20 protein-coding genes are annotated in these 21625 nt (G+C 58.4%); 12 read left to right on the plus strand and 8 right to left on the minus strand.

Features of this window, described 5'->3' with window-relative positions:
- Positions 1-512: 512 nt before the first annotated feature.
- The gene (locus tag REA38_RS15380) at positions 513-1202 is read left to right on the plus strand and encodes a FadR/GntR family transcriptional regulator (protein ID WP_033653941.1); all 690 of its coding nucleotides are present in this window, start codon (positions 513-515) and stop codon (positions 1200-1202) included.
- A 67-nt stretch (positions 1203-1269) separates the two neighbouring features.
- Positions 1270-2685: a multidrug transporter subunit MdtD gene (gene mdtD, locus REA38_RS15385; protein ID WP_025160302.1), complete on the plus strand. Its 1416-nt coding sequence runs from the start codon at positions 1270-1272 to the stop codon at positions 2683-2685.
- Here the strand turns inward: mdtD and rbsR are convergent.
- The 7 genes from rbsR to kup all read right to left on the minus strand — a co-directional run bounded on the left by rbsR (position 2682) and on the right by kup (position 10535).
- On the minus strand, positions 2682-3683 hold the full coding sequence (gene rbsR, locus REA38_RS15390) for a ribose operon transcriptional repressor RbsR (RefSeq protein ID WP_025160301.1): 1002 nt from the start codon (positions 3681-3683) through the stop codon (positions 2682-2684). The genes mdtD and rbsR overlap by 4 nt on opposite strands.
- Before the next feature lie 4 nt (positions 3684-3687).
- Positions 3688-4614, minus strand: coding sequence for a ribokinase (rbsK, locus tag REA38_RS15395; RefSeq protein ID WP_084827032.1), 927 nt, complete (start codon positions 4612-4614; stop codon positions 3688-3690).
- Positions 4615-4675: 61 nt separating this feature from the next.
- Positions 4676-5563 (minus strand): ribose ABC transporter substrate-binding protein RbsB, encoded by an 888-nt coding sequence (gene rbsB / locus REA38_RS15400; RefSeq protein ID WP_025160300.1) that lies wholly within the window; start codon positions 5561-5563, stop codon positions 4676-4678.
- 24 nt (positions 5564-5587) lie between these two features.
- The gene (gene rbsC / locus REA38_RS15405) at positions 5588-6556 is read right to left on the minus strand and encodes a ribose ABC transporter permease (RefSeq protein WP_019455467.1); all 969 of its coding nucleotides are present in this window, start codon (positions 6554-6556) and stop codon (positions 5588-5590) included.
- 6 nt (positions 6557-6562) lie between these two features.
- Positions 6563-8068, minus strand: a complete 1506-nt coding sequence (rbsA, locus tag REA38_RS15410; protein WP_308886177.1) for a ribose ABC transporter ATP-binding protein RbsA — start codon at positions 8066-8068, stop codon at positions 6563-6565.
- Positions 8069-8075: 7 nt separating this feature from the next.
- Positions 8076-8495 (minus strand): D-ribose pyranase, encoded by a 420-nt coding sequence (gene rbsD / locus REA38_RS15415; protein WP_049200551.1) that lies wholly within the window; start codon positions 8493-8495, stop codon positions 8076-8078.
- 171 nt (positions 8496-8666) lie between these two features.
- Positions 8667-10535, minus strand: coding sequence for a low affinity potassium transporter Kup (gene kup, locus REA38_RS15420; protein WP_308886178.1), 1869 nt, complete (start codon positions 10533-10535; stop codon positions 8667-8669).
- 283 nt (positions 10536-10818) lie between these two features.
- Between kup and ravA the strand changes: the two genes are divergently transcribed.
- Positions 10819-12327: an ATPase RavA gene (ravA, locus tag REA38_RS15425; RefSeq protein WP_308886179.1), complete on the plus strand. Its 1509-nt coding sequence runs from the start codon at positions 10819-10821 to the stop codon at positions 12325-12327.
- Between the two features lie 2 nt (positions 12328-12329).
- Positions 12330-13793: an ATPase RavA stimulator ViaA gene (viaA, locus tag REA38_RS15430; RefSeq protein WP_308886180.1), complete on the plus strand. Its 1464-nt coding sequence runs from the start codon at positions 12330-12332 to the stop codon at positions 13791-13793.
- Between the two features lie 6 nt (positions 13794-13799).
- On the opposite strand, the gene asnA is transcribed toward viaA, so the two are convergent.
- The gene (asnA, locus tag REA38_RS15435; RefSeq protein ID WP_033636511.1) at positions 13800-14792 is read right to left on the minus strand and encodes an aspartate--ammonia ligase; all 993 of its coding nucleotides are present in this window, start codon (positions 14790-14792) and stop codon (positions 13800-13802) included.
- Positions 14793-14947: 155 nt separating this feature from the next.
- Between asnA and asnC the strand changes: the two genes are divergently transcribed.
- The 8 genes from asnC (at position 14948) to atpF (ending at position 21621) form a co-directional block, all read left to right on the plus strand.
- Entirely contained in the window at positions 14948-15409 is a 462-nt protein-coding gene (asnC, locus tag REA38_RS15440) for a transcriptional regulator AsnC (RefSeq protein ID WP_004933786.1), read from the plus strand.
- A gap of 100 nt (positions 15410-15509) precedes the next feature.
- A complete protein-coding gene (mioC, locus tag REA38_RS15445; protein WP_033649568.1) occupies positions 15510-15950 on the plus strand; it encodes an FMN-binding protein MioC in 441 nt (146 codons plus the stop codon).
- Between the two features lie 380 nt (positions 15951-16330).
- Positions 16331-18220 carry a tRNA uridine-5-carboxymethylaminomethyl(34) synthesis enzyme MnmG gene (gene mnmG, locus REA38_RS15450; protein WP_033649567.1) on the plus strand — a complete coding sequence of 630 codons (1890 nt, stop codon included), beginning with the start codon at positions 16331-16333 and terminating at the stop codon, positions 18218-18220.
- Positions 18221-18358: 138 nt separating this feature from the next.
- The gene (gene rsmG, locus REA38_RS15455) at positions 18359-18979 is read left to right on the plus strand and encodes a 16S rRNA (guanine(527)-N(7))-methyltransferase RsmG (RefSeq protein WP_033649566.1); all 621 of its coding nucleotides are present in this window, start codon (positions 18359-18361) and stop codon (positions 18977-18979) included.
- Between the two features lie 639 nt (positions 18980-19618).
- A complete protein-coding gene (gene atpI / locus REA38_RS15460) occupies positions 19619-20002 on the plus strand; it encodes a F0F1 ATP synthase subunit I (RefSeq protein ID WP_004933796.1) in 384 nt (127 codons plus the stop codon).
- A 22-nt stretch (positions 20003-20024) separates the two neighbouring features.
- Positions 20025-20804 (plus strand): F0F1 ATP synthase subunit A, encoded by a 780-nt coding sequence (gene atpB / locus REA38_RS15465; RefSeq protein WP_025160299.1) that lies wholly within the window; start codon positions 20025-20027, stop codon positions 20802-20804.
- Between the two features lie 49 nt (positions 20805-20853).
- The gene (gene atpE / locus REA38_RS15470; RefSeq protein ID WP_004093904.1) at positions 20854-21093 is read left to right on the plus strand and encodes a F0F1 ATP synthase subunit C; all 240 of its coding nucleotides are present in this window, start codon (positions 20854-20856) and stop codon (positions 21091-21093) included.
- Positions 21094-21150: 57 nt separating this feature from the next.
- Positions 21151-21621 carry a F0F1 ATP synthase subunit B gene (gene atpF, locus REA38_RS15475; RefSeq protein ID WP_004933804.1) on the plus strand — a complete coding sequence of 157 codons (471 nt, stop codon included), beginning with the start codon at positions 21151-21153 and terminating at the stop codon, positions 21619-21621.
- Positions 21622-21625 lie beyond the last annotated feature (4 nt).

Below are 21625 nucleotides of genomic sequence, written 5' to 3' on the forward strand. Positions count from 1 at the left end.
AGCGTTCAATCTGAGCCATGATCAAACTCTTCAATTAAAAGCTTGATGTGCTTCCACTCGAGAAGCGATGCTCAAAGATTTACTGCATGAATTTTACTTCAGTTAGTCACTCTTCAAGACTTGATATTTTTTTGCATCCGAGGATGCTGGATATCGTCTTGTGGAGTGCCCACACAGATTGTCTGATAAATTGTTAAAGAGCAGTGCCGAGAAACTCATCGGCGCGGGCTGCGTATATTACGCTTTTAGCCCGGAGAGTCAAGCGTTTATTTTGCTTTCTTCTCGCTGACCCGGCGGCTTGTCAGTCGTTGTTCCCGGTCAGTGGAGGCGCATTATAGGGAGTTCTCGGCAGGCCGCAACCCCTAAATGCAAAAAACTTTTCAAGCGCGCTTTTTTTCAACAAAAGGGCGAAAAAGCGACGAATTTATGTCACTTTTTCAGGCAAACAGCCATAAAAGCTGGCGATCACTGGAGTAAAATAGAAATAACGATGTCAGTAAGGACCCGCAGCCATGCCGTTAAATGCACAACAACAGGCCGCCCAACGCAATCTTTCTTATCTGCTTGCAGAGAAACTTGGCCAACAAATTCTGGCGGGCGATTATCAGGCCGGCAGCATCCTGCCCGGTGAAATGGAACTGGGCGAGCAATTCGGCGTCAGCCGCACCGCAGTACGCGAAGCGGTAAAGATGTTAGCCGCCAAAGGCATGTTGCTACCGCGCCCGCGCATCGGCACCCGCGTGATGCCGCAGAGCCAATGGAATTTCCTCGATCAGGATTTACTGACCTGGTGGATGACGCGGGAAAACTTCGATCAGGTGATGCAACACTTCCTTATCCTGCGTACCTCGCTGGAGCCGCAGGCCTGCGCGTTGGCGGCAAACCACGCCAGCCCGCAGCAAACCAAGCTGCTGGCGGAGCTGATGGCGGAAATGCGCGCGCTGCATACCCAGTTTGATCGCGAGCGTTGGATCCAGGTCGATACCCAATTCCACCAGCTCATCTACGAGGCCAGCGGCAACCCGTTCCTGACCTCGTTCGCCAACCTGTTCAGTTCGGTGTACCAAAGCTACTTCCGCGCCATCACCGGCAATGAAGTGATCAAGCTGCGCCATCATCAGGCTATCGTCGATGCGATACTCGCCGGAGACAGCGCCGGCGCGCTCGTCGCCTGCCAGATACTGCTGAAAGAGAAAGACTAGACACGCTCCCCGCTTATATATAGAAGAAAGAGACGAGGGACAGACGACCATTTAACCAGGACCGACCATGACCCAATCCGCGCGCAGTATGGCAGGACTTCCGTGGATCGCCGCAATGGCGTTCTTTATGCAGGCGCTGGACGCCACTATCCTCAATACCGCGCTGCCGGCGATCGCCCAAAGCCTGGGGCGTTCGCCGCTGGCGATGCAATCGGCCGTCATCAGCTACACGCTGACGGTGGCGATGCTGATCCCGGTCAGCGGCTGGCTGGCGGACCGCTTCGGCACCCGGCGCGTGTTCATCTTCGCCGTCACGTTATTCACCCTCGGCTCGCTGCTGTGCGCTCTGTCCCCTACGCTGAGCGCGCTGGTCGCCTCTCGCGTGCTGCAGGGCATCGGCGGCGCGATGATGATGCCGGTCGCGCGATTGGCGCTGCTGCGCGCCTACCCGCGCAGCGAACTGCTGCCGGTGCTGAACTTCGTCACCATGCCCGGCCTGGTCGGGCCGATTCTGGGGCCGCTGCTGGGCGGCTGGCTGGTCACCTACGCCACCTGGCACTGGATTTTCCTGATCAATATCCCTATAGGCCTGCTCGGCATCTTCTATGCACGTAAATACATGCCGGACTTCACCACGCCCAAGCGCCGCTTCGACTTCCTTGGCTTTATGCTGTTCGGCCTGAGCCTGGTGCTGATCTCTACCGGGTTGGAACTGTTTGGCGAGCGGGTACTGGCCAGCTACGTTTCGCTGGGCATTCTGCTCAGCGGCTTCGTGATGCTGTTCGGCTATATCGCGCACGCCCGCCGCCATCCTCAGCCGCTGATCGGTCTCGACCTGTTCAAAACCCGCACCTTCTCGGTCGGCATCGCTGGCAACGTCGCCTCCAGGCTAGGCACCGGCTGCGTGCCGTTTTTAATGCCGCTCATGCTGCAGGTGGGATTCGGCTACACGGCGATCGTCGCCGGCTGCATGATGGCACCAACCGCCATCGGTTCGCTGATGGCGAAATCCACCGTCACTCAGGTGCTGCGCTGGTTCGGCTACCGTAAAACGCTGGTCGGCATCACCGTCATCATCGGGGTGCTGATCGCCCAGTTCGCCCTGCAAAGCCCGGGCATGCCGCTGTGGCTGATGATCCTGCCGCTGTTCGTGCTGGGCATGGCGATGTCCACCCAGTTCACCGCCATGAACACCATCAGCCTGGCGGATTTGAACGACGCCAACGCCAGCGCCGGCAACAGCGTCTTGGCGGTCACCCAACAGCTGTCCATCAGCTTCGGCGTGGCGATCAGCGCGGCGGTGCTGCGTTTTTACGAATCTCTATCGTTAGGCACCATGATCGACCACTTCCATTACACCTTTATCACCATGGGGATCGTCACCGTAGCGTCGGCGCTGGTGTTTATGTTGCTGAGAAGGAAGGATGGCCGCAATTTGATCAGCGGCCAGGAAAGCAAGAAAGAAGCGAAGGCGGCGAGTTAACGGCGGCCCACCGAGGCGCGTTCCACCAGCTCGGGCGTCAGCACCAGCACCTGGGGGGCGCGCTCCGGGTTTTGCAGGCGATTGATCAGCGCATCGATCGCCAGTTCGCCCAGCGAATCCTTCGGCTGATGAATGGTGCTCAGCGGCGGCGCCAGATAGCGCGCCAGCTCAATGTCATCGTAGCCCATCACCGCCATATCCTGCGGCACGGAGAGCCCGGCCTGATACAGCGCCTGATAAACGCCCACCGCCACCGCGTCGTTGCCGGCGAACACCGCATGCGGCGGCTCGTCCAGCGCCAGCAGTTGGCGCATGGCGTTCACGCCGCCCTCAAACTCAAAATCGCAGTGCACTTCATACCCTGGCGGAACCGGCAATCCGGCGCGCCGCATCGCGTTGCGATAGCCTTCCAGCCGGTGACGGGCGGTGGTTTTATCCTGCGGGCCGGCGATGCAGGCGATTTTGCGGTAGCCGCGGGCGATCAGATGATCGGTCGCCATCTCGCCGCCCAGCAGCGAGTTATCCTGAATAATGTCGTTGGCGCCCTCGAACGGCGCCCAGTCCATCATCACGATCGGCAATGACGGGTAGCGGCTCAGGGCATCTTGCGATGGCCGGTGGTTTTCGGTGCACATCAGCAGCAAACCGTCGACGCGCTTTTGCAGCAGCGTCTCCATGCTGCGGTTCATGCGCGCGGCGTCTTCTTCGGTATTGCACAGGATTAAACTGTAGCCGCGTTCATAGCAGCTGCGCTCCACGCCACGCACCACTTCGGCATAAAACGGGTTGTTACTGGCGGTCACCAGCATGCCGATGGTGCGCGTCTGATTGAGCTTCAGGCTGCGCGCCAGCGCGGAAGGCGCATAGTTCAGCTGTTCCACGGCCGCCATGACCTTGTCGCGCACGCTGTCGCTGACAAAGCGATTGTTGTTGACCACATGCGAAACGGTAGAGGTTGAAACGCCCGCCAGGCGGGCGACATCTTTCATGGTGGCCAAAGGATCACCCCTGCTGCTGCAAGAAGGCGTCGATCTCTTCACGCCACGGCACCGAAGGCTGCGCGCCAGGGCGGGTCACGGCGATCGCCGCCGCCGCATGGGCGAAACGCACCGCGTCGGCCATGATCTTGCCTTCCAACAGAGCTGTGACCAGCGCACCGTTAAAGGTATCGCCGGCGGCGATGGTATCCACCGCTTGCACCTTGAAGCCGGGCACCAGTTTGCCGTTGCCGTTTTCGCTCAGCCACACGCCGCGGCTGCCAAGGGTGATGATCACCGTCGCGATGCCCTTGTCGTGCAGCGCCTGCGCCGCGCGCGCCGCATCGGCGTCGTTGTCCACGGCGATGCCGGTCAGGCGCTGGGCTTCGGTTTCATTCGGAGTGATCATATCGATCATGCCCAGCAGCTCGTCCGGCAGCTCACGCGCCGGGGCCGGGTTGAGGATCACTTGCGTGTGATGCTGCTTCGCCAGGCGGGCGGCGGCGATCACCGTATCCAGCGGCGACTCCAACTGCATCAGCAAAGCGTCGGCATCGATCACTTTTTGTTGGTAGCGCGCCAGGTAATCCGGCGTCACCGCGGCGTTGGCGCCGGCATCGATGCCGATCACGTTCTCGCCTTCGGCGTTGACGAAGATCAGCGCCACGCCGGTGGTGCTGTCGGCGATGGCTTCAATCGGTTGGGTATCAATGCGATCGCTCGCCAGCTGCCGGCGGACACGTTCGCCGATGTCGTCAGCGCCCACGCAGGCGATAAAGGCGATCTCCGCCCCGCTGCGCCCGGCCGCCACCGCCTGATTCGCGCCCTTGCCGCCAAACGCCACCTTATACTGTTTCCCGATCACCGTTTCGCCCGGGTGGGGGAACTGTTCAATATTGAGGATATGGTCGGCATTGATGCTGCCAAGAACCACCAGCTTACCTGTTTCCATCGCATTGATTCCTGAATTGCGCGCCATCGTAAACGCCCCGTTCCGATGGCGCTGGTATGACTTACTGAGTGACCAGTTTCAAATCGACCGGGATGGTCGCCGGCACTTTTTCGCCTTTCAGCACTTTATCGGCGGTTTCCACACCGATCACGCCGATCTGATCGGGACGCTGCGCCACGGTCGCCGCCAGCTTGCCGCCTTCGACCGCTTTCACGCCGTCAGCGGTGCCGTCGAAGCCTACCACGATCACGTCGGTTTTACCGGCGGTTTGCAGCGCGCGCAGCGCACCCAGCGCCATTTCATCGTTCTGAGCGAACACCGCCTGCACATCCGGGTGCGCAGTCAGCAGGTTCTGCATCACGTTCAGGCCCTTGGTGCGATCGAAATCGGCCGGCTGGCTGGCCAACAGTTTGAATTTATTCTGATCCAGCGACTGTTTGAAGCCTTCACCGCGTTCACGCGCGGCGGAAGTGCCAGCGATGCCTTCCAGCTGAATCACCTTGGCATCGGCACCCACTTTCTTGGCGATGAAGTCGCCGGCCATTTTGCCGCCCACGCGGTTATCCGAAGCGATGTGGCTCACCACGTCACCCTTGCTCGCCACGCGGTCCAGCGTAATGACCGGGATCTTAGCCTGGTTGGCCATCTTGATGGCGTTGCCTACCGCGTCGGAGTCGGTCGGGTTGATCAGCAGCAGCTTGGGCGCGCGCACCATCAGATCCTGCACGTTGGCCAGCTCTTTCGCCGGGTTGTTCTGGGAATCCAGCACCACCAGGTTGTAGCCCAGCTTGTTGGCCTCTTGCTGCGCACCGTCCTTCATCGAGACGAAGAACGGGTTGTTGAGGGTGGACACCACCAGCGCGATGGTGTCTTTGGCCATGGCATTGGCGCTCAGGGTGGCGCTCAGCGCGATGGCGGAAGCTAAGGTTGCCAGTTTTTTCATTTTCATCATCGTGATTCCTGTAGGGGGAGGTTACTTGTTGCTTTTGTTATCTACCAGAACCGCCAGCAGTATCACCACTGCCTTCACGATCATTTGGTAGTAGGAAGAAACACCCAGTAAATTCAGGCCGTTGTTCAGGAAGCCGAGGATCAGCGCCCCGATCAGCGTGCCGACGATGCGGCCCTTGCCGCCGGCCAGGCTGGTGCCGCCCAGCACCACGGCGGCGATGGCGTCCAGCTCATAGCCGGTGCCGGCGGTCGGCTGCGCCGACGACAGGCGCGCCACTTCGATCACCCCGGCCAGCGCCGCCAGCAGGCCGCACAGCGAGTAGACGATAATCTTCACTTTATCGACGCTGATGCCGGAGAGGCGGGTCGCCGCTTCGTTGCCGCCCAGGGCATAAATATAGCGGCCCAGGCGCGTATGATGCAGCATATACCAGGCGGCGATGAACACGATCGCCATGATCCAGATCGGCGTAGGCACGCCCAGCGGGCGGCCGATGCCGAACCAGCCGAAGGTGTCGGCCACGTCGGTGAAACCGGTGTTGACCGGGCTGCCATTGGTGTACACCATGGTGACGCCGCGCAGCAGCAGCATCATCACCAGCGTGGCGATAAAGGCCTGCACTTTGCCTTTGGCGACGATCACCCCGGTGCAGGCGCCAACCGCGGCGCCCAGCGCCAGTGCCGCCGCCACCGCCACCAGCGCGTTGACCTCAAAGCCGACGATCGACGCCGCCACCGCGCCGGTCAGCGCCAGCAGCGATCCTACCGACAGATCGATGCCGGAGGTGAGGATCACCAGCGTCATCCCCACCGCCATGATGGCGTTCACCGAGGTCTGCTGCAGAATATTGAACAGGTTGTTCAGGGTGAAGAAGTTCGGGCTCATGGAAGAGACCACGGCGATCAGCACCAGCAGCGCAATCAACGACTTCTGCTCTAACAGCCACTCTTTACTGAACCAGCGCTTAGCTGCGATAGTCTGGGAACTCATATCTGATTACTCCTGCTTTACGCCGTATTGCTTGCCGACGGCTGCCGCCATCAACGCTTCCTGGGTGGCCTGTTCAATCGGGAACTCGCCGCTGAGATGCCCTTCGTGCATCACCAGAATGCGATCGCTCATGCCCATCACCTCCGGCATTTCCGAAGACACCAGAATGATGCTCAGCCCTTCCTGCTTGAACTGGTTGATTAACTGATAGATCTCTTTTTTGGCGCCAACGTCGACGCCGCGCGTCGGCTCATCGAGGATCAGTACCTTCGGCCGGGTCATCAGGCCGCGGGCGATCGCCACTTTTTGCTGATTGCCGCCGGAAAGCAGACCGATCGGCTGCTCCATCGACGGCGTTTTGATATTGAACAGCCGGATGAAATCCCCCACCGCCTGCCGCTCGTCGGCCTGTTTCAGGCTGCCGTCGGCGCGGCTGAAATAGCGCAGCGCGGTCAGCGACATGTTTTCCTTCACCGACATGCCCAGCACCAGGCCGTCGCGTTTGCGGTCTTCCGAGATATAGACGATGCCGTTCGCCAACCCGTCCTGCGGCGAATGGGTGACCACGTCGCGACCGTCCAGGCTGACGGAGCCGGCCTTGCGCGGGGCGGCGCCGTACAGGATTTTCATCAATTCTGTGCGCCCGGCGCCCATCAGCCCGGCCACGCCGAGGATCTCGCCGCGGTACAGCGTAAAGCTGACGTCTTCAACGCCGGGGCCGGAAAGGTGGCTGACGTCCAGCCGTTTTTCCCCACGCGGCAAATCCAGGCGCGGGTACTGCTCTTCCAGCTTGCGGCCGACCATCATCTCAATCAGCGAATCTTCCTGCAGCTCGCTCACCGGCCGCTCGGTGATAAACTGCCCGTCGCGGAATACGGTCACGTCGTCGCAGATTTCAAAAATCTCTTTCAGGCGGTGCGAGATATACACGATGCCGCGCCCTTCGGCCTTCAGCTCGTTGATCACCTTGAACAGCGAGGCAGTTTCGGTGTCGGTCAGCGCATCGGTCGGTTCATCCATGATGATCACTTTCGATTCGAAGCTCAGCACCTTGGCGATCTCTACCATCTGCTGATCGCCGATCGACAGTTCGCCCACCAGTCGGTGGCTGCTGTAGCGCAGATTGAGACGCGCCAACAAGCGATCGGCCTCGGCGTACATGCACTTCCAGTCAATGCGGCCGAAACGGTTGACGAACTCGCGGCCGAGGAAGATGTTTTCCGCAATCGTCAGCTGCGGGATCAGGTTCAGCTCCTGATGGATAATGCCGATGCCCGCTTCCTGCGAATCCTTAGGCCCGTTGAACGCCACCTCTTTACCGAGAAAATACTGGCTGCCGGCGTCTTTCTGGTAGATGCCGGTCAGCACTTTCATCATGGTGGACTTCCCGGCGCCATTTTCTCCCACCAGCGCCATCACCTTGCCGGGATAGACGCTGAGGGCAGCGCCGGAAAGCGCCTTCACGCCGGGAAAGGCTTTATCAATCCCTTTCAGTTGCAGTAAAGGTTGCATACGCGCCTCAGAAAGTTACGCCAGCGCACAGGATCACGTTCGCATAAGGCGAACACTCCCCGCTGCGGATCACCGCCCGGCTGTGCCCGGTTTGCGCTTTAAACGCCTGATGGCTGATATAGCGCACGCTGATGGTATTGCCCTGGCGTTGACCCAATGCGGTCAGTTCAGCCAACAGTGCCTCGTGGAGCGACGGATTCTGTTTCACGATCTCTTCCGCCAGGATGGCGCTTTCTACCTGCATCTCTTGCGTGACCGCCGCGAACACCTGCATGAAGGTCGGCACGCCCTGCGTCAGCGCCAGATCGATGCGCTGCGTTTCCGCCGGTATCGGCAGGCCCGCATCGCACAGGGTGAGCTGGTCGGTATGCCCCAGCCGGGCAATCACGGCAGACACGTCGGAATTCAGTAATACGCCTTTTTTCATCTTCTCACTCCGCTAGCGAAACGTTTCGCTCTCTGGGGGAGTTTAAAAAAACGGCAGGGGAAGGCAACCGGGACAATGCAGAAGTGTGATCGCTATCGAAACGTTTCGTTCACGCACGGACAAAGCACAAACAAAAGGGGCTCAGCCATGCTGAGCCCCTTATCAGGCGGGTTAAATCTCGACCTGCGTGCCGAGCTCGATCACCCGGTTCGGCGGGATCTCAAACTGATCCGGCGCGCGCAGCGCGTTGCGGCTCAGGGCGACGAACAGTTTACCGCGCAAATAGAGGTACCACGGCCGCTTGGTGAGGATCAGCGATTCATGGGACATGAAGAACGAGGTCTCCGACATGCGGCACGGCAACCCTTCCAACCCGCAGCGGTGGAACACCTCCTCGACGTTCGGTGTTTCACGCCAGCCGTAGCTGGCCACCACCCGCCAGAAGGTCGGCGACAGCTGTTCGATGGTCACCCGGCGCACGTTGTGCACGTAAGGCGCATCCTCGGTGCGCAGCGTCAGCAGCACCACGCGCTCATGCAGCACCTTGTTGTGCTTCAGGTTGTGCAACAGCGCAAAAGGAATGACGTTGGTGGCGCGCGACATGAACACCGCGGTACCCGGCACCCGCACCGGCGGCGATTTCTCCAGCGAGGCAATCATCGCCTCCAGCGAGTTGCCGTGTTCATGCAGGCGGCGCAGCAGGCGGAAGCGCTCGCTCTTCCAAGTGGTCATAATGAGGAACATCACCAGCGCCAAGGTCAGCGGCAACCAGCCGCCGGAGAACAGCTTCAGGGCGTTGGCGGAGAACATCGGCACGTCGATGATCAGCAAGATGGTCACGATGCCGATCGCCAGGAAGCGATTCCAGTGCCAGTTGTTGATCGCCACCGAGGTGACCAGAATGCTGGTCAGCACCATGGTGCCGGTGACGGCGATGCCGTACGCCGCTGCCAGGTTGCTGGAGTGTTCGAACCCGATGATCACCAGCACCACCGAGATGTACAGCGTCCAGTTGATCACCGGAATATAGATCTGGCCGGATTCCATTTCCGAGGTGTGAATGATGCGCATCGGCGACAGATAGCCCAGGCGCACCGCCTGGCGGGTCAGCGAGAAGACGCCGGAAATTACCGCCTGCGAGGCGATAACCGTCGCCAGGGTCGCCAGAATCAGCAGCGGGATCAGCGCCCAGTCGGGCGCCAACAGGAAGAACGGGTTTTTGATCGCCTCTGGGTTTTTCAGCAGCAGCGCGCCCTGGCCGAAGTAGTTGAGCACCAGCGAAGGCAGCACCACGGTGAACCAGGCCAGGCGAATCGGGAACTTGCCGAAGTGCCCCATATCGGCATACAGCGCCTCGACGCCGGTGATCGACAGCACCACCGCCCCCAGCGCAAAGAACGACACCTTCTTATATTCCATAAAGAAGTTGAGCGCCCATTTGGGGTTCAGCGCCTGCAGCACTTCCGGGTTCGAAATGATGCTGCGCGCGCCCAGCACCGCCAACACGATGAACCACAGCAGCATCACCGGGGCGAACAGCTTGCCGACGCTGCCGGTGCCGTGCTTTTGGATAACGAACAGCAGCGTCAGCACCAGAATGGAGAGCGGCACGATATAGGCATCGAGCGCAGGCGCGGCGATTTCCAGCCCCTCTATCGCCGACATCACCGAGATAGCCGGGGTGATCACCACCTCGCCATAGAAGAAGCTGCCGCCGATCAGGCCCAGTATCACCAGCACCGCGGTGGTGCGCGCCGAAGTGTTGCGCCCGGCCAGCGACATCAGCGTCAGAATACCGCCTTCTCCGGCGTTGTCCGCGCGCATCACGTAGGTGAGATATTTGAGGGAAACGATCACGATCAGCATCCAGAAAATCAGCGACAGGAAGCCGAAAACCACGTCTGGACGAACATCGAAGCCGTAATGGCCGGAGAAACACTCTCTCAACGTATAGAGAGGGCTGGTGCCGATATCACCGTAGACCACGCCGATGGCCGCCAGGGTTACCGCCGATAAGGACTGCTTATGCTCTGCGCTCATAATTCGTTTCTTTATCAGAACATCCGTTAGCGATGCATCCGCATCAGGCAAAATACGGGCTCAAAGATCCGTCACGCCCACCAGAAAGCCGCACAGTATGCACCATTTATACGGCTTGCCTACCCTTATATCAGAGCCGAAAAATAAACAAAATGTGAACCGGATATCCGGCTCAACTTAGAAAAATATTACTAATCAACAAGCTATACCACTAAAAATAATGGTGGTTTATCATCGGATTATCGACCAAGATTGGCTAACTCTCGGACAATGCGACAATTATATGACGCCATCATCCCTTCTGGCAGAACGAATTTCCCGCCTCAGCAGCGCGCTGGAGAGCGGTCTTTATGAGCGGCAAGAAGCGATTCGCCTGTGCCTGCTGGCGGCGCTGAGCGGCGAAAGCGTATTCCTGCTCGGCCCGCCCGGCATCGCCAAGAGCCTGATCGCGCGCCGGCTGAAGTTTGCCTTCCGCAACGCCCGCTCCTTTGAATACCTGATGACGCGCTTTTCCACGCCGGAAGAGGTCTTCGGCCCGCTCTCCATTCAGGCGCTGAAAGATGAGGGGCGCTATCAGCGTCTGACCGCCGGCTACCTGCCGGAAGCGGAGATCGTGTTTCTGGACGAGATCTGGAAGGCCGGCCCGGCGATCCTCAACACCCTGCTGACGGCGATCAACGAACGGCGCTTTCGCAACGGCAACAGCGAAGAACCGATCCCGCTGCGCCTGCTGGTCACCGCCTCCAACGAACTGCCCGAAGCGGACAACAGCCTCGAAGCCTTATATGACCGCATGCTGATCCGCCTGTGGCTGGATAAGGTGCAGGATAAGCAGAATTTCCGCTCGCTGCTGGTCAACCGCCAGAGCGAAAGCCAAAACCCGGTGCCGGCGGCGCTGAGCGTCAGCGACGAAGAGTTTCTGCAGTGGCAGCCGCAGATCGATAAGGTGGCGCTGCCGGAAGCCTGCTTTGAGCTGATTTTCCAGCTGCGCCAGCGGCTGGACGCGCTGGAACAGGCGCCGTACGTCTCTGACCGACGCTGGAAAAAAGCCCTGCGCCTGCTGCAGGCCTGCGCCTTCTTCAGCGGGCGCGACACCATCGCCCCGCTCGACCTGATGCTGCTGAAAGACTGCCTGTGGCACGATCTCACCTCGCTGAAGCTGCTGCAACAGCAGATCGATCAGCTGCTGACCGAATCGGCCTACCAGCAACAGTCGATGCTGATCCAACTGCAACAAATCCACACCCGCTGGCTGCAGGATCAGCAGCAACAAAGCGACCGGCAGGCCATCAGCCTGGTGAAAAAGGGCGGCATGTTCAGCCGCAAACCGCAATACGCGCCGGCCACGCCGTTCGCCGGCGGCACCCTCACCCTGTTGCTGCAAAAGCCGCTGCAGCTGCATGACATTCAGGTCAACCATCTGAGCATCGAAAGCAGCGTGCTGGACAACTGGCTGCAAAAAGGCGGCGACGTGCGCGCCAAGCTGAACGGCATCGGCTTCGCGCAGCCGATCGATTTGGAGGTCGACGACCAACTGCACCTGACGGTGCTGGACGTCAGCCGCCAGCCGTCGCTGCTGGCGCTGCCAGGCAAACAGGCCACCGCCACGCCGCAGGCGCTGCTGGACGAAATGGACGCGTTGGCCCAACGCCTGGCGGAGCAGCGCCGCGCCTTCAGCCAACATCAGCCCTGTCTGTTCACACCCGCCGCCGGCCTGGCCAAGATCGAAGCCAGTCTGCTGCAGGTGGCGGAGCAGGTTAAACAGCAACTGCAGCAAATGCGCGGCCAGTAACCATGCTCAGTCTGGAGACGCTCGATCTGCTGCTGGCGATCGCCGAAGGCGAAATGATCGAGGAGATGATCGTCGGCATGCTGGCGGCGCCGCAGCTGTCGGTGTTCTTTAAAAAGTTTCCGGCCCTTCGCCGGGCGCTGGATCGCGATCTGCCACGCTGGAAACTGCAGCTCAAGGAGCGTCTGCAGGAAGCCATGGTGCCGCCGGCGCTGGCGCAGGAATTTTACCGCTACCAACAGTGCCAGCTGGAGAACAACACCCAGTTCTATCACAACCTCAACGACACGATGGAGCTGCTGCGCCAGCTGGTCTCGCCGTTTTATGAACAGGCGCGCGCGCTGGTGGACGCCGCCGATCTGCCCAACCATCCGCTGGACGACAGCTTCCAAACCCTGTTCCTGCAGCGCTGGCGCATCAGCCTGACGCTGCAGGCCACCATGCTGCACCACCAGCTGCTGGAACAGGAGCGCGAGCAACTGATGGCGGAACTGCAGGAGCGCCTGGCGCTGATCGGCGCGCTGGAGCCGCTGCTGTCGGAAAACGACACCGCCGCCGGCAGGCTGTGGGACATGAGCAAAGGCCAGCTGCAGCGCGGTGATTACCAACGGCTGGTGGAGTATGGCAACTTTTTGCAGCAGCAGCCGGAGCTGAAAAAGCTGGCGCAGCAGTTGGGCCGCAGCTATCAGGCCAAGGCGGTGCAGCAACAGGACGCGCAGCCGGAGCCGTTCAGGGTGATGGTGCAGGTGCCGGCCACGCTACCGGAAGAAGTGAGCGGTATTCATCAGAGCGACGACATCCTGCGCTTGCTGCCGCCGGAGCTGGCGACGTTGGGCATTGAAGAGCTGGAGTTCGAATTTTATCGCCGCCTGCTGGAAAAGCGGCTGCTGAGCTACCGCCTGCAGGGCGACGTCTGGCAGGAGCAGATCCTGATCCGCCAGGTCACCCACCAACAGCAGGATCAACAGCCGCGCGGGCCGTTTATCGTCTGCGTGGACACCTCAGGATCGATGGGCGGCTTCAACGAACAGTGCGCCAAGGCGTTCTGCCTGGCGCTGCTGCGCATTGCGCTGGCGGACAACCGCCGTTGCTACATCATGCTGTTCGCCAACCAGATCGTGCATTACGAGCTCACCGCCGCCAGCGGCATCGAACAGGCGGTGCGCTTTCTCGGCCAGCAGTTTCGCGGCGGCACCGATCTGGCGGCCTGCCTGAACGCCACCGTCACCAAAATGGCGGAGAGCGGCTGGTTCGACGCCGATGCGGTGATCATTTCCGATTTTATCGCTCAGCGGTTGCCGGAGGAGGTAATAAAGAAGGTGAAACAGCAGCAGCAAAGCCACCAGCAGCGTTTCCATGCGGTGGCGATGTCCGCCTACGGCAAACCCGGCATCATGCGCATCTTCGATCATATCTGGCGCTTCGATACCGGGCTGAAAAGCCGTTTGATGCGCCGCTGGCGGCGCTAGGCGGGATCAGAGCAGCCCTTCGACCGCCCCGCGCACTTCCGGCGACCACACGCCGCACTGCACCTGGCCGATATGCGACAGTTGCAGCAGCAGCATCACCAAGCGCGACTGACCGATGCCGCCGCCGATGGTCTGCGGCATATCGCCGCGCAGCAGCGACTGGTGCCACTCCAGCTTCATGCGCTCTTCATCGCCGGTCAGCGCCAGCTGACGCTTCAGCGCGGCGGCGTCGACGCGGATGCCCATAGAGGACAGCTCGAAAGCGTCCTGCAGCACCGGGTTCCACACCACGATATCGCCGTTCAGGCCCGCCAGGCCATCCGCCGCCGGGGTGGTCCAGTCATCATAATCCGGTGCCCGCACATCGTGCGATTTGCCGTGCGACAGCTTGCCGCCGATGCCGATCAGGAACACTGCGCCCAGCTCTTTGGCGATCGCCCGCTCGCGCCCTTTGGCGTCCAGATCCGGGTAACGCTGCAGCAGGGTTTCGCTGTGCACAAAGTGGATCTGTTCCGGCAGGAACGGAGTCAGACCATGCTCGCGGCTGACTTCCGCCTCCGTCGCCTTGATGGCGGCGTAAATGCTGCGCACGGTGCTTTTCAGGTAGTCCAGGCTGCGCTCACCGTCGCCCATCACCCGCTCCCAGTCCCACTGATCGACGTACACCGAGTGGATAGGCGTCAGGCGATCTTCATCCGGGCGCAGCGCCTTCATATGGGTGTACAGGCCTTCGCCGGCGCCGAAATCGTAGCTGCCCAGGGTTTTACGTTTCCATTTCGCCAGTGAATGCACCACTTCGAAGGTGGCGTCCGGCAGGGTTTTCACCTTAACCTGCACCGCTTTCTCGCTGCCGGAGAGGTTATCCTGCGTGCCGTCGCCCAGACGGCTGAGGATCGGCGCCTGCACTTCGATCAGACCAAGCTGTTGCTCCAGCTGGCGGGAGAAGAAGGATTTGACCTGGCTGATTTGTTGTTGTTTTTGGATAAACTGTTTTTTCATTGCCGTATCTCTTGTAAACCTGTCTCTGTTGCCATCGATTAAGCAACAAAACGACACATCAATTCAATATCCATTAATCAATATTGCCTTTTCACTTTTAATCGTTCATTTTTATCCGGACAGAATTCAACAATCGTTAATTAATGGAGGATTAAATGGCGGAAATTTATCAGATCGATAATCTCGATCGCGGCATCCTCAACGCTCTGATGGACAACGCGCGCACGCCGTACGCCGAACTGGCGAAAAACTTCGCCGTCAGCCCCGGCACCATTCATGTGCGGGTAGAGAAGATGAAACAGGCCGGGATCATCACCGGCGCGCGCATCGACGTCAGCCCCAAACAGCTGGGCTACGACGTGTGCTGCTTTATCGGCATCATATTAAAGAGCGCCAAAGACTATCCTTCGGCGCTGAAGAAGCTGGAAAGCCTGGAAGAAGTGGTGGAAGCCTATTACACCACCGGCCACTACAGCGTCTTTATCAAGGTGATGTGTCGATCGATCGACGCGCTGCAACAGGTACTTATCAACAAGATCCAGACCATCGACGAGATCCAGTCTACCGAAACGCTGATCTCGCTGCAGAACCCCATTATGCGTACCATCGTGCCGTAACCCGCCAAATTGCATACCCACATTATCCACAGGTAGATCCCAGCCGATTCACAGCGTACAATGCAGCCACTTTGAGTGAGAAGGTTGGGATCGTTGGTTCATGGCAGACATTACTCTGATCAGTGGCAGTACGCTTGGCAGCGCCGAATACGTGGCTGAACATTTGGCTGAAAAGCTGGAAGACGCGGGTTTCTCTACCGAGATGCTGCACGGCCCTGAACTGGATGAACTGCCGTTGACCGGCCGCTGGCTGGTGGTCTCTTCCACGCACGGCGCCGGCGAACTGCCGGATAACCTTCAGCCGCTGCTGGAACAGATCGCCGAACAACAGCCGGATCTTTCCGAGGTGCAGTTCGGCGCCGTCGGTTTGGGCAGTTCGGAATACGACATCTTCTGCGGCGCGATCAAACAGATCGACGATCTGCTGATCGCCAGAGGCGCGAAAAGGATCGGCGATCGTCTCGAGATCGACGTGACCGAGCATGAAATTCCCGAGGATCCGGCCGAGGAATGGGTAAAAAACTGGATTAATTTACTCTAGTTTGTCTAAAGATCGCGCGAACGATTGTGGATAACTAAGCTTAAAAGCAGGGTAAAAGCCGTAGTTATCCAAATAACAACCGTAGGTCGCTTTTTGTCCTGTGTATAACAAGCCTTTTAGATCCCAGCTTATCTGCGTCGGGATCACCGATCATTCACAGCAAACGATCCTCCTTAATCTGCTGATCTTCTTCGTGAATAGTTACTTATCCACAGAGGATCGCGATCCTAATAAGAGATCTAATAAAGAGATCTTTAAATAAAAAAGATCTTCTTTTAATTACCGACGATCCTGACCGCTTGGTCGATCGTCTAAACTTGAGTAGAATCCCCCACCCCAGGGCAAATACGATCGTTCGCAATACGGCGAGGTGCAGTTCCATGTTTTATCCAGATCAATTTGACGTCATCATCATCGGTGGTGGCCATGCAGGTACCGAGGCCGCCATGGCCGCGGCGCGCATGGGACGTCAGACTTTATTATTGACACACAATATCGATACGCTGGGACAGATGTCCTGTAACCCGGCGATTGGCGGTATTGGTAAAGGGCATCTGGTTAAGGAAATTGATGCACTCGGCGGCCTGATGGCCACGGCGATCGATCATGCCGGCATCCAGTTTAGGATACTAAACGCCAGCAAAGGCCCTGCCGTTCGCGCCACTCGCGCGCAGGCGGATCGCGTGCTGTATCGCCAGGCGATCCGCACCGCGTTGGAGAACCAGCCCAACCTGATGATCTTCCAACAGCCGGTTGAGGATCTGATCGTCGAAAACGATCGCGTAGTGGGCGCCGTAACCCAAATGGGCCTGAAATTCCGCGCCAAGGCGGTGGTATTGACCGTCGGCACCTTCCTGGACGGCAAGATCCATATCGGCCTGGAGAATTACAGCGGCGGCCGCGCGGGGGATCCTCCTTCGATCTCGTTGTCGCAGCGTTTGCGTGAGCTGCCGCTGCGCGTCAACCGCTTGAAAACCGGTACGCCGCCGCGCATCGACGCCCGCACTATCGATTTCAGCGTACTGGCACCACAACACGGCGATACGCCGGTGCCGGTATTCTCGTTCCTGGGCGATGCCAGCCAGCACCCGGAACAAATGGCGTGCTACATCACCCACACCAATGAAAAAACCCATGACGTGATCCGCAATAACCTCGATCGCAGCCCGATGTATGCCGGGATCATCGAAGGGATCGGCCCACGTTACTGCCCGTCGATCGAAGACAAGGTCATGCGCTTTGCCGATCGCAACGCGCACCAGATCTTCCTCGAACCGGAAGGCCTGACCAGCAACGAAATTTACCCTAACGGCATTTCCACCAGCCTGCCGTTCGACGTGCAGATGCAGATCGTCCGTTCGATGGAAGGGATGCAGAACGCGCGTATTATTCGCCCTGGTTATGCCATCGAGTACGATTTCTTCGATCCGCGCGATCTGAAGCCGACGCTGGAAAGCAAATTCATTCAGGGGCTGTTCTTCGCCGGCCAGATCAACGGCACCACCGGGTATGAAGAAGCCGCTGCGCAGGGCCTGTTGGCCGGTCTGAACGCCGGGCGCTTCGCCGACGAACAGGAAGGCTGGGCGCCACGTCGCGATCAGGCCTACCTGGGCGTGCTGGTGGACGATCTCAGCACCCTCGGCACCAAAGAACCGTACCGCATGTTTACCTCACGCGCCGAGTATCGCCTGATGCTGCGCGAAGACAACGCCGATCTCCGCCTGACGGAAAAAGGCCGTGAACTCGGCCTGGTGGACGACGTGCGTTGGGCGCGTTACAGCGAGAAGCTGGAGCGAATCGAACGTGAACGTCAGCGCCTGCGCGACATCTGGATGCACCCGCACGCCGAGAACGTCGAACAGGTCAATGCGCTGCTGAAAGCGCCGCTGTCGCGCGAAGCGAACGGCGAAGAGCTGCTGCGCCGCCCGGAGATGGATTACGCGCAGTTGACCGGCACCGAGGCCTTCGCGCCGCCGCTGGACGACGTACAAGCCGCCGAACAGGTCGAGATCCAGGTCAAATACGAAGGCTACATCGCTCGTCAGCAGGAAGAGATCGAAAAACAACAGCGCAACGAGAACACCGTGCTGCCGTTGGATCTCGACTACCGTCAGGTTTCTGGGCTGTCGAACGAGGTGATCGCCAAGCTGAACGATCACAAACCGAACTCCATCGGCCAAGCTTCGCGCATCTCCGGCATTACGCCGGCGGCGATCTCGATTTTGCTGATCTGGCTGAAAAAGCAGGGACTGCTGCGCCGCAGCGCATAAATCCCGCATCCAGGCGGCCGTTTGCTCATCCCGTAGCCAAACGGCCGCTGACATCACTTGCGCCCTGAATTATCATAGGCGCCTCATTGCGCCAGCTAACCATCCGCTGGTCGTTCAGCGCCTGCCAGAGGATCCGTTGTGCAAAAAAAATTAGACTCGCTGCTTGCGGCAGCAGGCATTGAGCTGCCCGATCAGCAGAAACAGCAGCTGCTGGGCTATGTCGGCATGCTGGATAAATGGAACAAGGCTTATAACCTCACGTCGGTGCGCGATCCGCAGCAAATGCTGGTGCGCCACATCCTCGACAGCATCGTGGTCAACCCGCATCTGCAGGGCTCGCGTTTTATCGATGTCGGCACTGGCCCCGGGTTGCCGGGCATTCCGCTGGCGATCGTGCGCCCGGACGCGCATTTCACGCTGCTCGACAGCCTGGGCAAGCGCGTGCGTTTCCTGCGTCAGGTGCAGCATGAGCTGGGCCTGAACAATATCGAGCCGGTGCAGAGCCGCGTTGAGGAGTTTCCGGCCGAGCCACCGTTCGATGGCGTGATCAGCCGCGCGTTCGCTTCGCTGCAGGATATGCTGTCCTGGTGCCATCATCTGCCGGCGAAAGGGCAGGGGCGTTTTTACGCGTTGAAAGGCGTGCGCCCGGATGAAGAGCTGGCGCAGCTGCCGGCGGGCGTTAGCCTGGAGTCTATCGTGCGGCTGCAGGTGCCTGAACTGGAAGGCGAACGCCATCTGGTGATTCTTAAGGCAAACTGAGTTTGCTTTTGATCAAACAAGCGTGAATTAAAGGCAGTACCAGGCAGAAAGATAAGCAGGCTAATTAGTTGGCCGCTTTTTTTAGTTAATTTACTTCCTATTAACACAAAAAACGCGGCTAATTAGCGACAATAGAGTAATTGCATTTGGAAATAGTCACGTTAGCAATCATATGCGAAAGATTAGCGTTTGCTGCTAATGTTAATTGGCTGTTGGAATATTGCCCTGCGGCTTGTCAATAAAAGGTTTTCGTCGGGTATACGGATTGTTTTTGAACAGTTAACTGATAATGTTTTGATTTATATAATCTTTTGATCGCTCAAATTGCTAAAGACGGTTTGGTTGACCATCGGCTATAAATCAGGAAGGGACATTACTGTGATCGGCTTCGCGTTTCTAAACGCAACGCTGGAATAATCAGACAATTAAATGCGCCCTATTATTCCGACCGTTTTCTTGTGAAAATAGGCTGGAATAGGGAAATTTAAATAATTGTTCACCTTTTCGCTACTTATCGATTGAATTCGTTGGTATGCCCCGTATAATTTGCTCGTTTTTTGCTGCTTGACTCTGGACAGCAAAAACAGTTGTATACGTCACTCAGCATACCCCCTCTGGGGTACGGAGAGAACAAACGTCATGTCTGTGTCCCTTTACAGCGGGAAAGTCGCACGCAAACTGCTGTTTTTGCAGTTAATGACTTTTGTTCTGATCAGCGTTGCTTTCTGGCTGAAAAGCCCGGAATGGAGCGCTTCGGCGCTGGCAGGCGGTCTCGCCGCCTGGTTGCCGAGTGCAATGTTTATGCTGTTTGCCTTGCGCCATCAGGCGCAAACGCCGGCGCCCGGTAGGGTTGCCTGGTCGTTCGCCATCGGCGAGGGGCTAAAGGTCGTGATCACCATCGTTTTGCTGATCGTGGCGCTGGGGGTGTTCAAGGCGGAGTTTATACCGCTTGGCCTGACCTATTTAGCGGTGTTAGTGGTGCAGATAGTGGCACCGGCCGTGATTAACAGTTACCGAACTTAACTAAATAAGGGTAAGAGGCATCATGTCTGCAGGAGAAGTCTTGACTCCACAGGAGTATATCGGTCACCACCTGACGCAGCTTCAGGTCGGGACTGGGTTTTGGTCGATTAACCTCGACTCGATGTTTTTCTCCGTCGTCCTCGGGGCGCTCTTCCTGGTGATCTTCCGCAAAGTGGCCAAAAACGCCACCAGCGGCGTGCCGGGTAAACTGCAAACCGCCGTGGAGCTGGTGGTCGGTTTCGTCGACAGCAGCGTGCGCGACATGTACCACGGCAAGAGCAAGGTCATTGCGCCGTTGGCACTGACCGTGTTCGTCTGGGTGTTCCTGATGAACCTGATGGACCTCATCCCGGTTGACTTCCTGCCTTATCTCGGCACCCACGTTCTCGGTCTGCCTGCGCTGCGCGTCGTGCCTACCGCCGACGTGAACGTCACGCTGTCTATGGCGCTGGGCGTGTTTATCCTGATTCTGTTCTATAGCATCAAAATGAAAGGCGTTGGCGGGTTCGTTAAAGAGTTGACCATGCAGCCGTTCAACCACCCTGTATTCATTCCTATCAACCTGATTCTTGAAGGTGTCAGCCTGCTGTCCAAACCTGTTTCACTGGGTCTGCGACTGTTCGGCAACATGTATGCGGGTGAGTTGATCTTCATCCTGATTGCCGGCCTGTTGCCGTGGTGGTCACAGTGGGTCCTGAGCTTGCCTTGGGCTATCTTCCACATCCTGATCATTACGCTTCAAGCCTTTATTTTCATGGTTCTGACGATCGTCTATCTGTCGATGGCGTCTGAAGAGCACTGATTTTCTTAAAACACTTGCACTTTTAAACTGAAACAAACTGGAGACTGTCATGGAAAACCTGAGTATGGATCTGCTGTACATGGCTGCCGCTGTGATGATGGGTTTAGCGGCAATCGGTGCTGCGATCGGTATCGGCATCCTGGGTGGTAAATTCTTGGAAGGCGCTGCTCGTCAGCCTGACCTGATTCCTCTGCTGCGTACACAGTTCTTTATCGTTATGGGTCTGGTCGACGCCATCCCGATGATCGCTGTAGGTCTGGGTCTGTACGTGATGTTCGCCGTCGCGTAAGTAGAGCAACCCTCTACGACGTAACCAAACTATTAACTTTTAAAGAGGCATTGTGCTGTGAATCTTAACGCAACAATCCTCGGCCAGGCCATCGCGTTCGTTCTGTTTGTCTGGTTCTGCATGAAGTACGTATGGCCGCCGATCATGGCTGCCATCGAGAAACGTCAGAAAGAAATCGCTGACGGCCTCGCTTCTGCAGAGCGTGCCAAAAAAGATCTGGACTTAGCGCAAGCCAATGCGACCGACCAGCTGAAAACTGCTAAAGCGGAAGCTCAGGTGATCATCGAGCAAGCGAACAAACGCAAAGCTCAGATCATGGATGAAGCGAAAGCCGAAGCCGAGCAGGAACGTAACAAAATCGTGGCGCAGGCTCAGGCTGAGATCGAAGCCGAACGTAAGCGCGCTCGTGAAGAGTTGCGTAAGCAAGTCGCGATGCTGGCAATTGCCGGCGCCGAGAAGATCATCGAACGTTCCGTGGATGAAGCTGCTAACAGCGACATCGTTGATAAACTGGTCGCTGAACTGTAAGGAG

The organism is Serratia sp. MF1(2023) (assembly GCF_030954545.1).
In the GTDB taxonomy this organism is placed as follows: domain Bacteria; phylum Pseudomonadota; class Gammaproteobacteria; order Enterobacterales; family Enterobacteriaceae; genus Serratia; species Serratia sarumanii.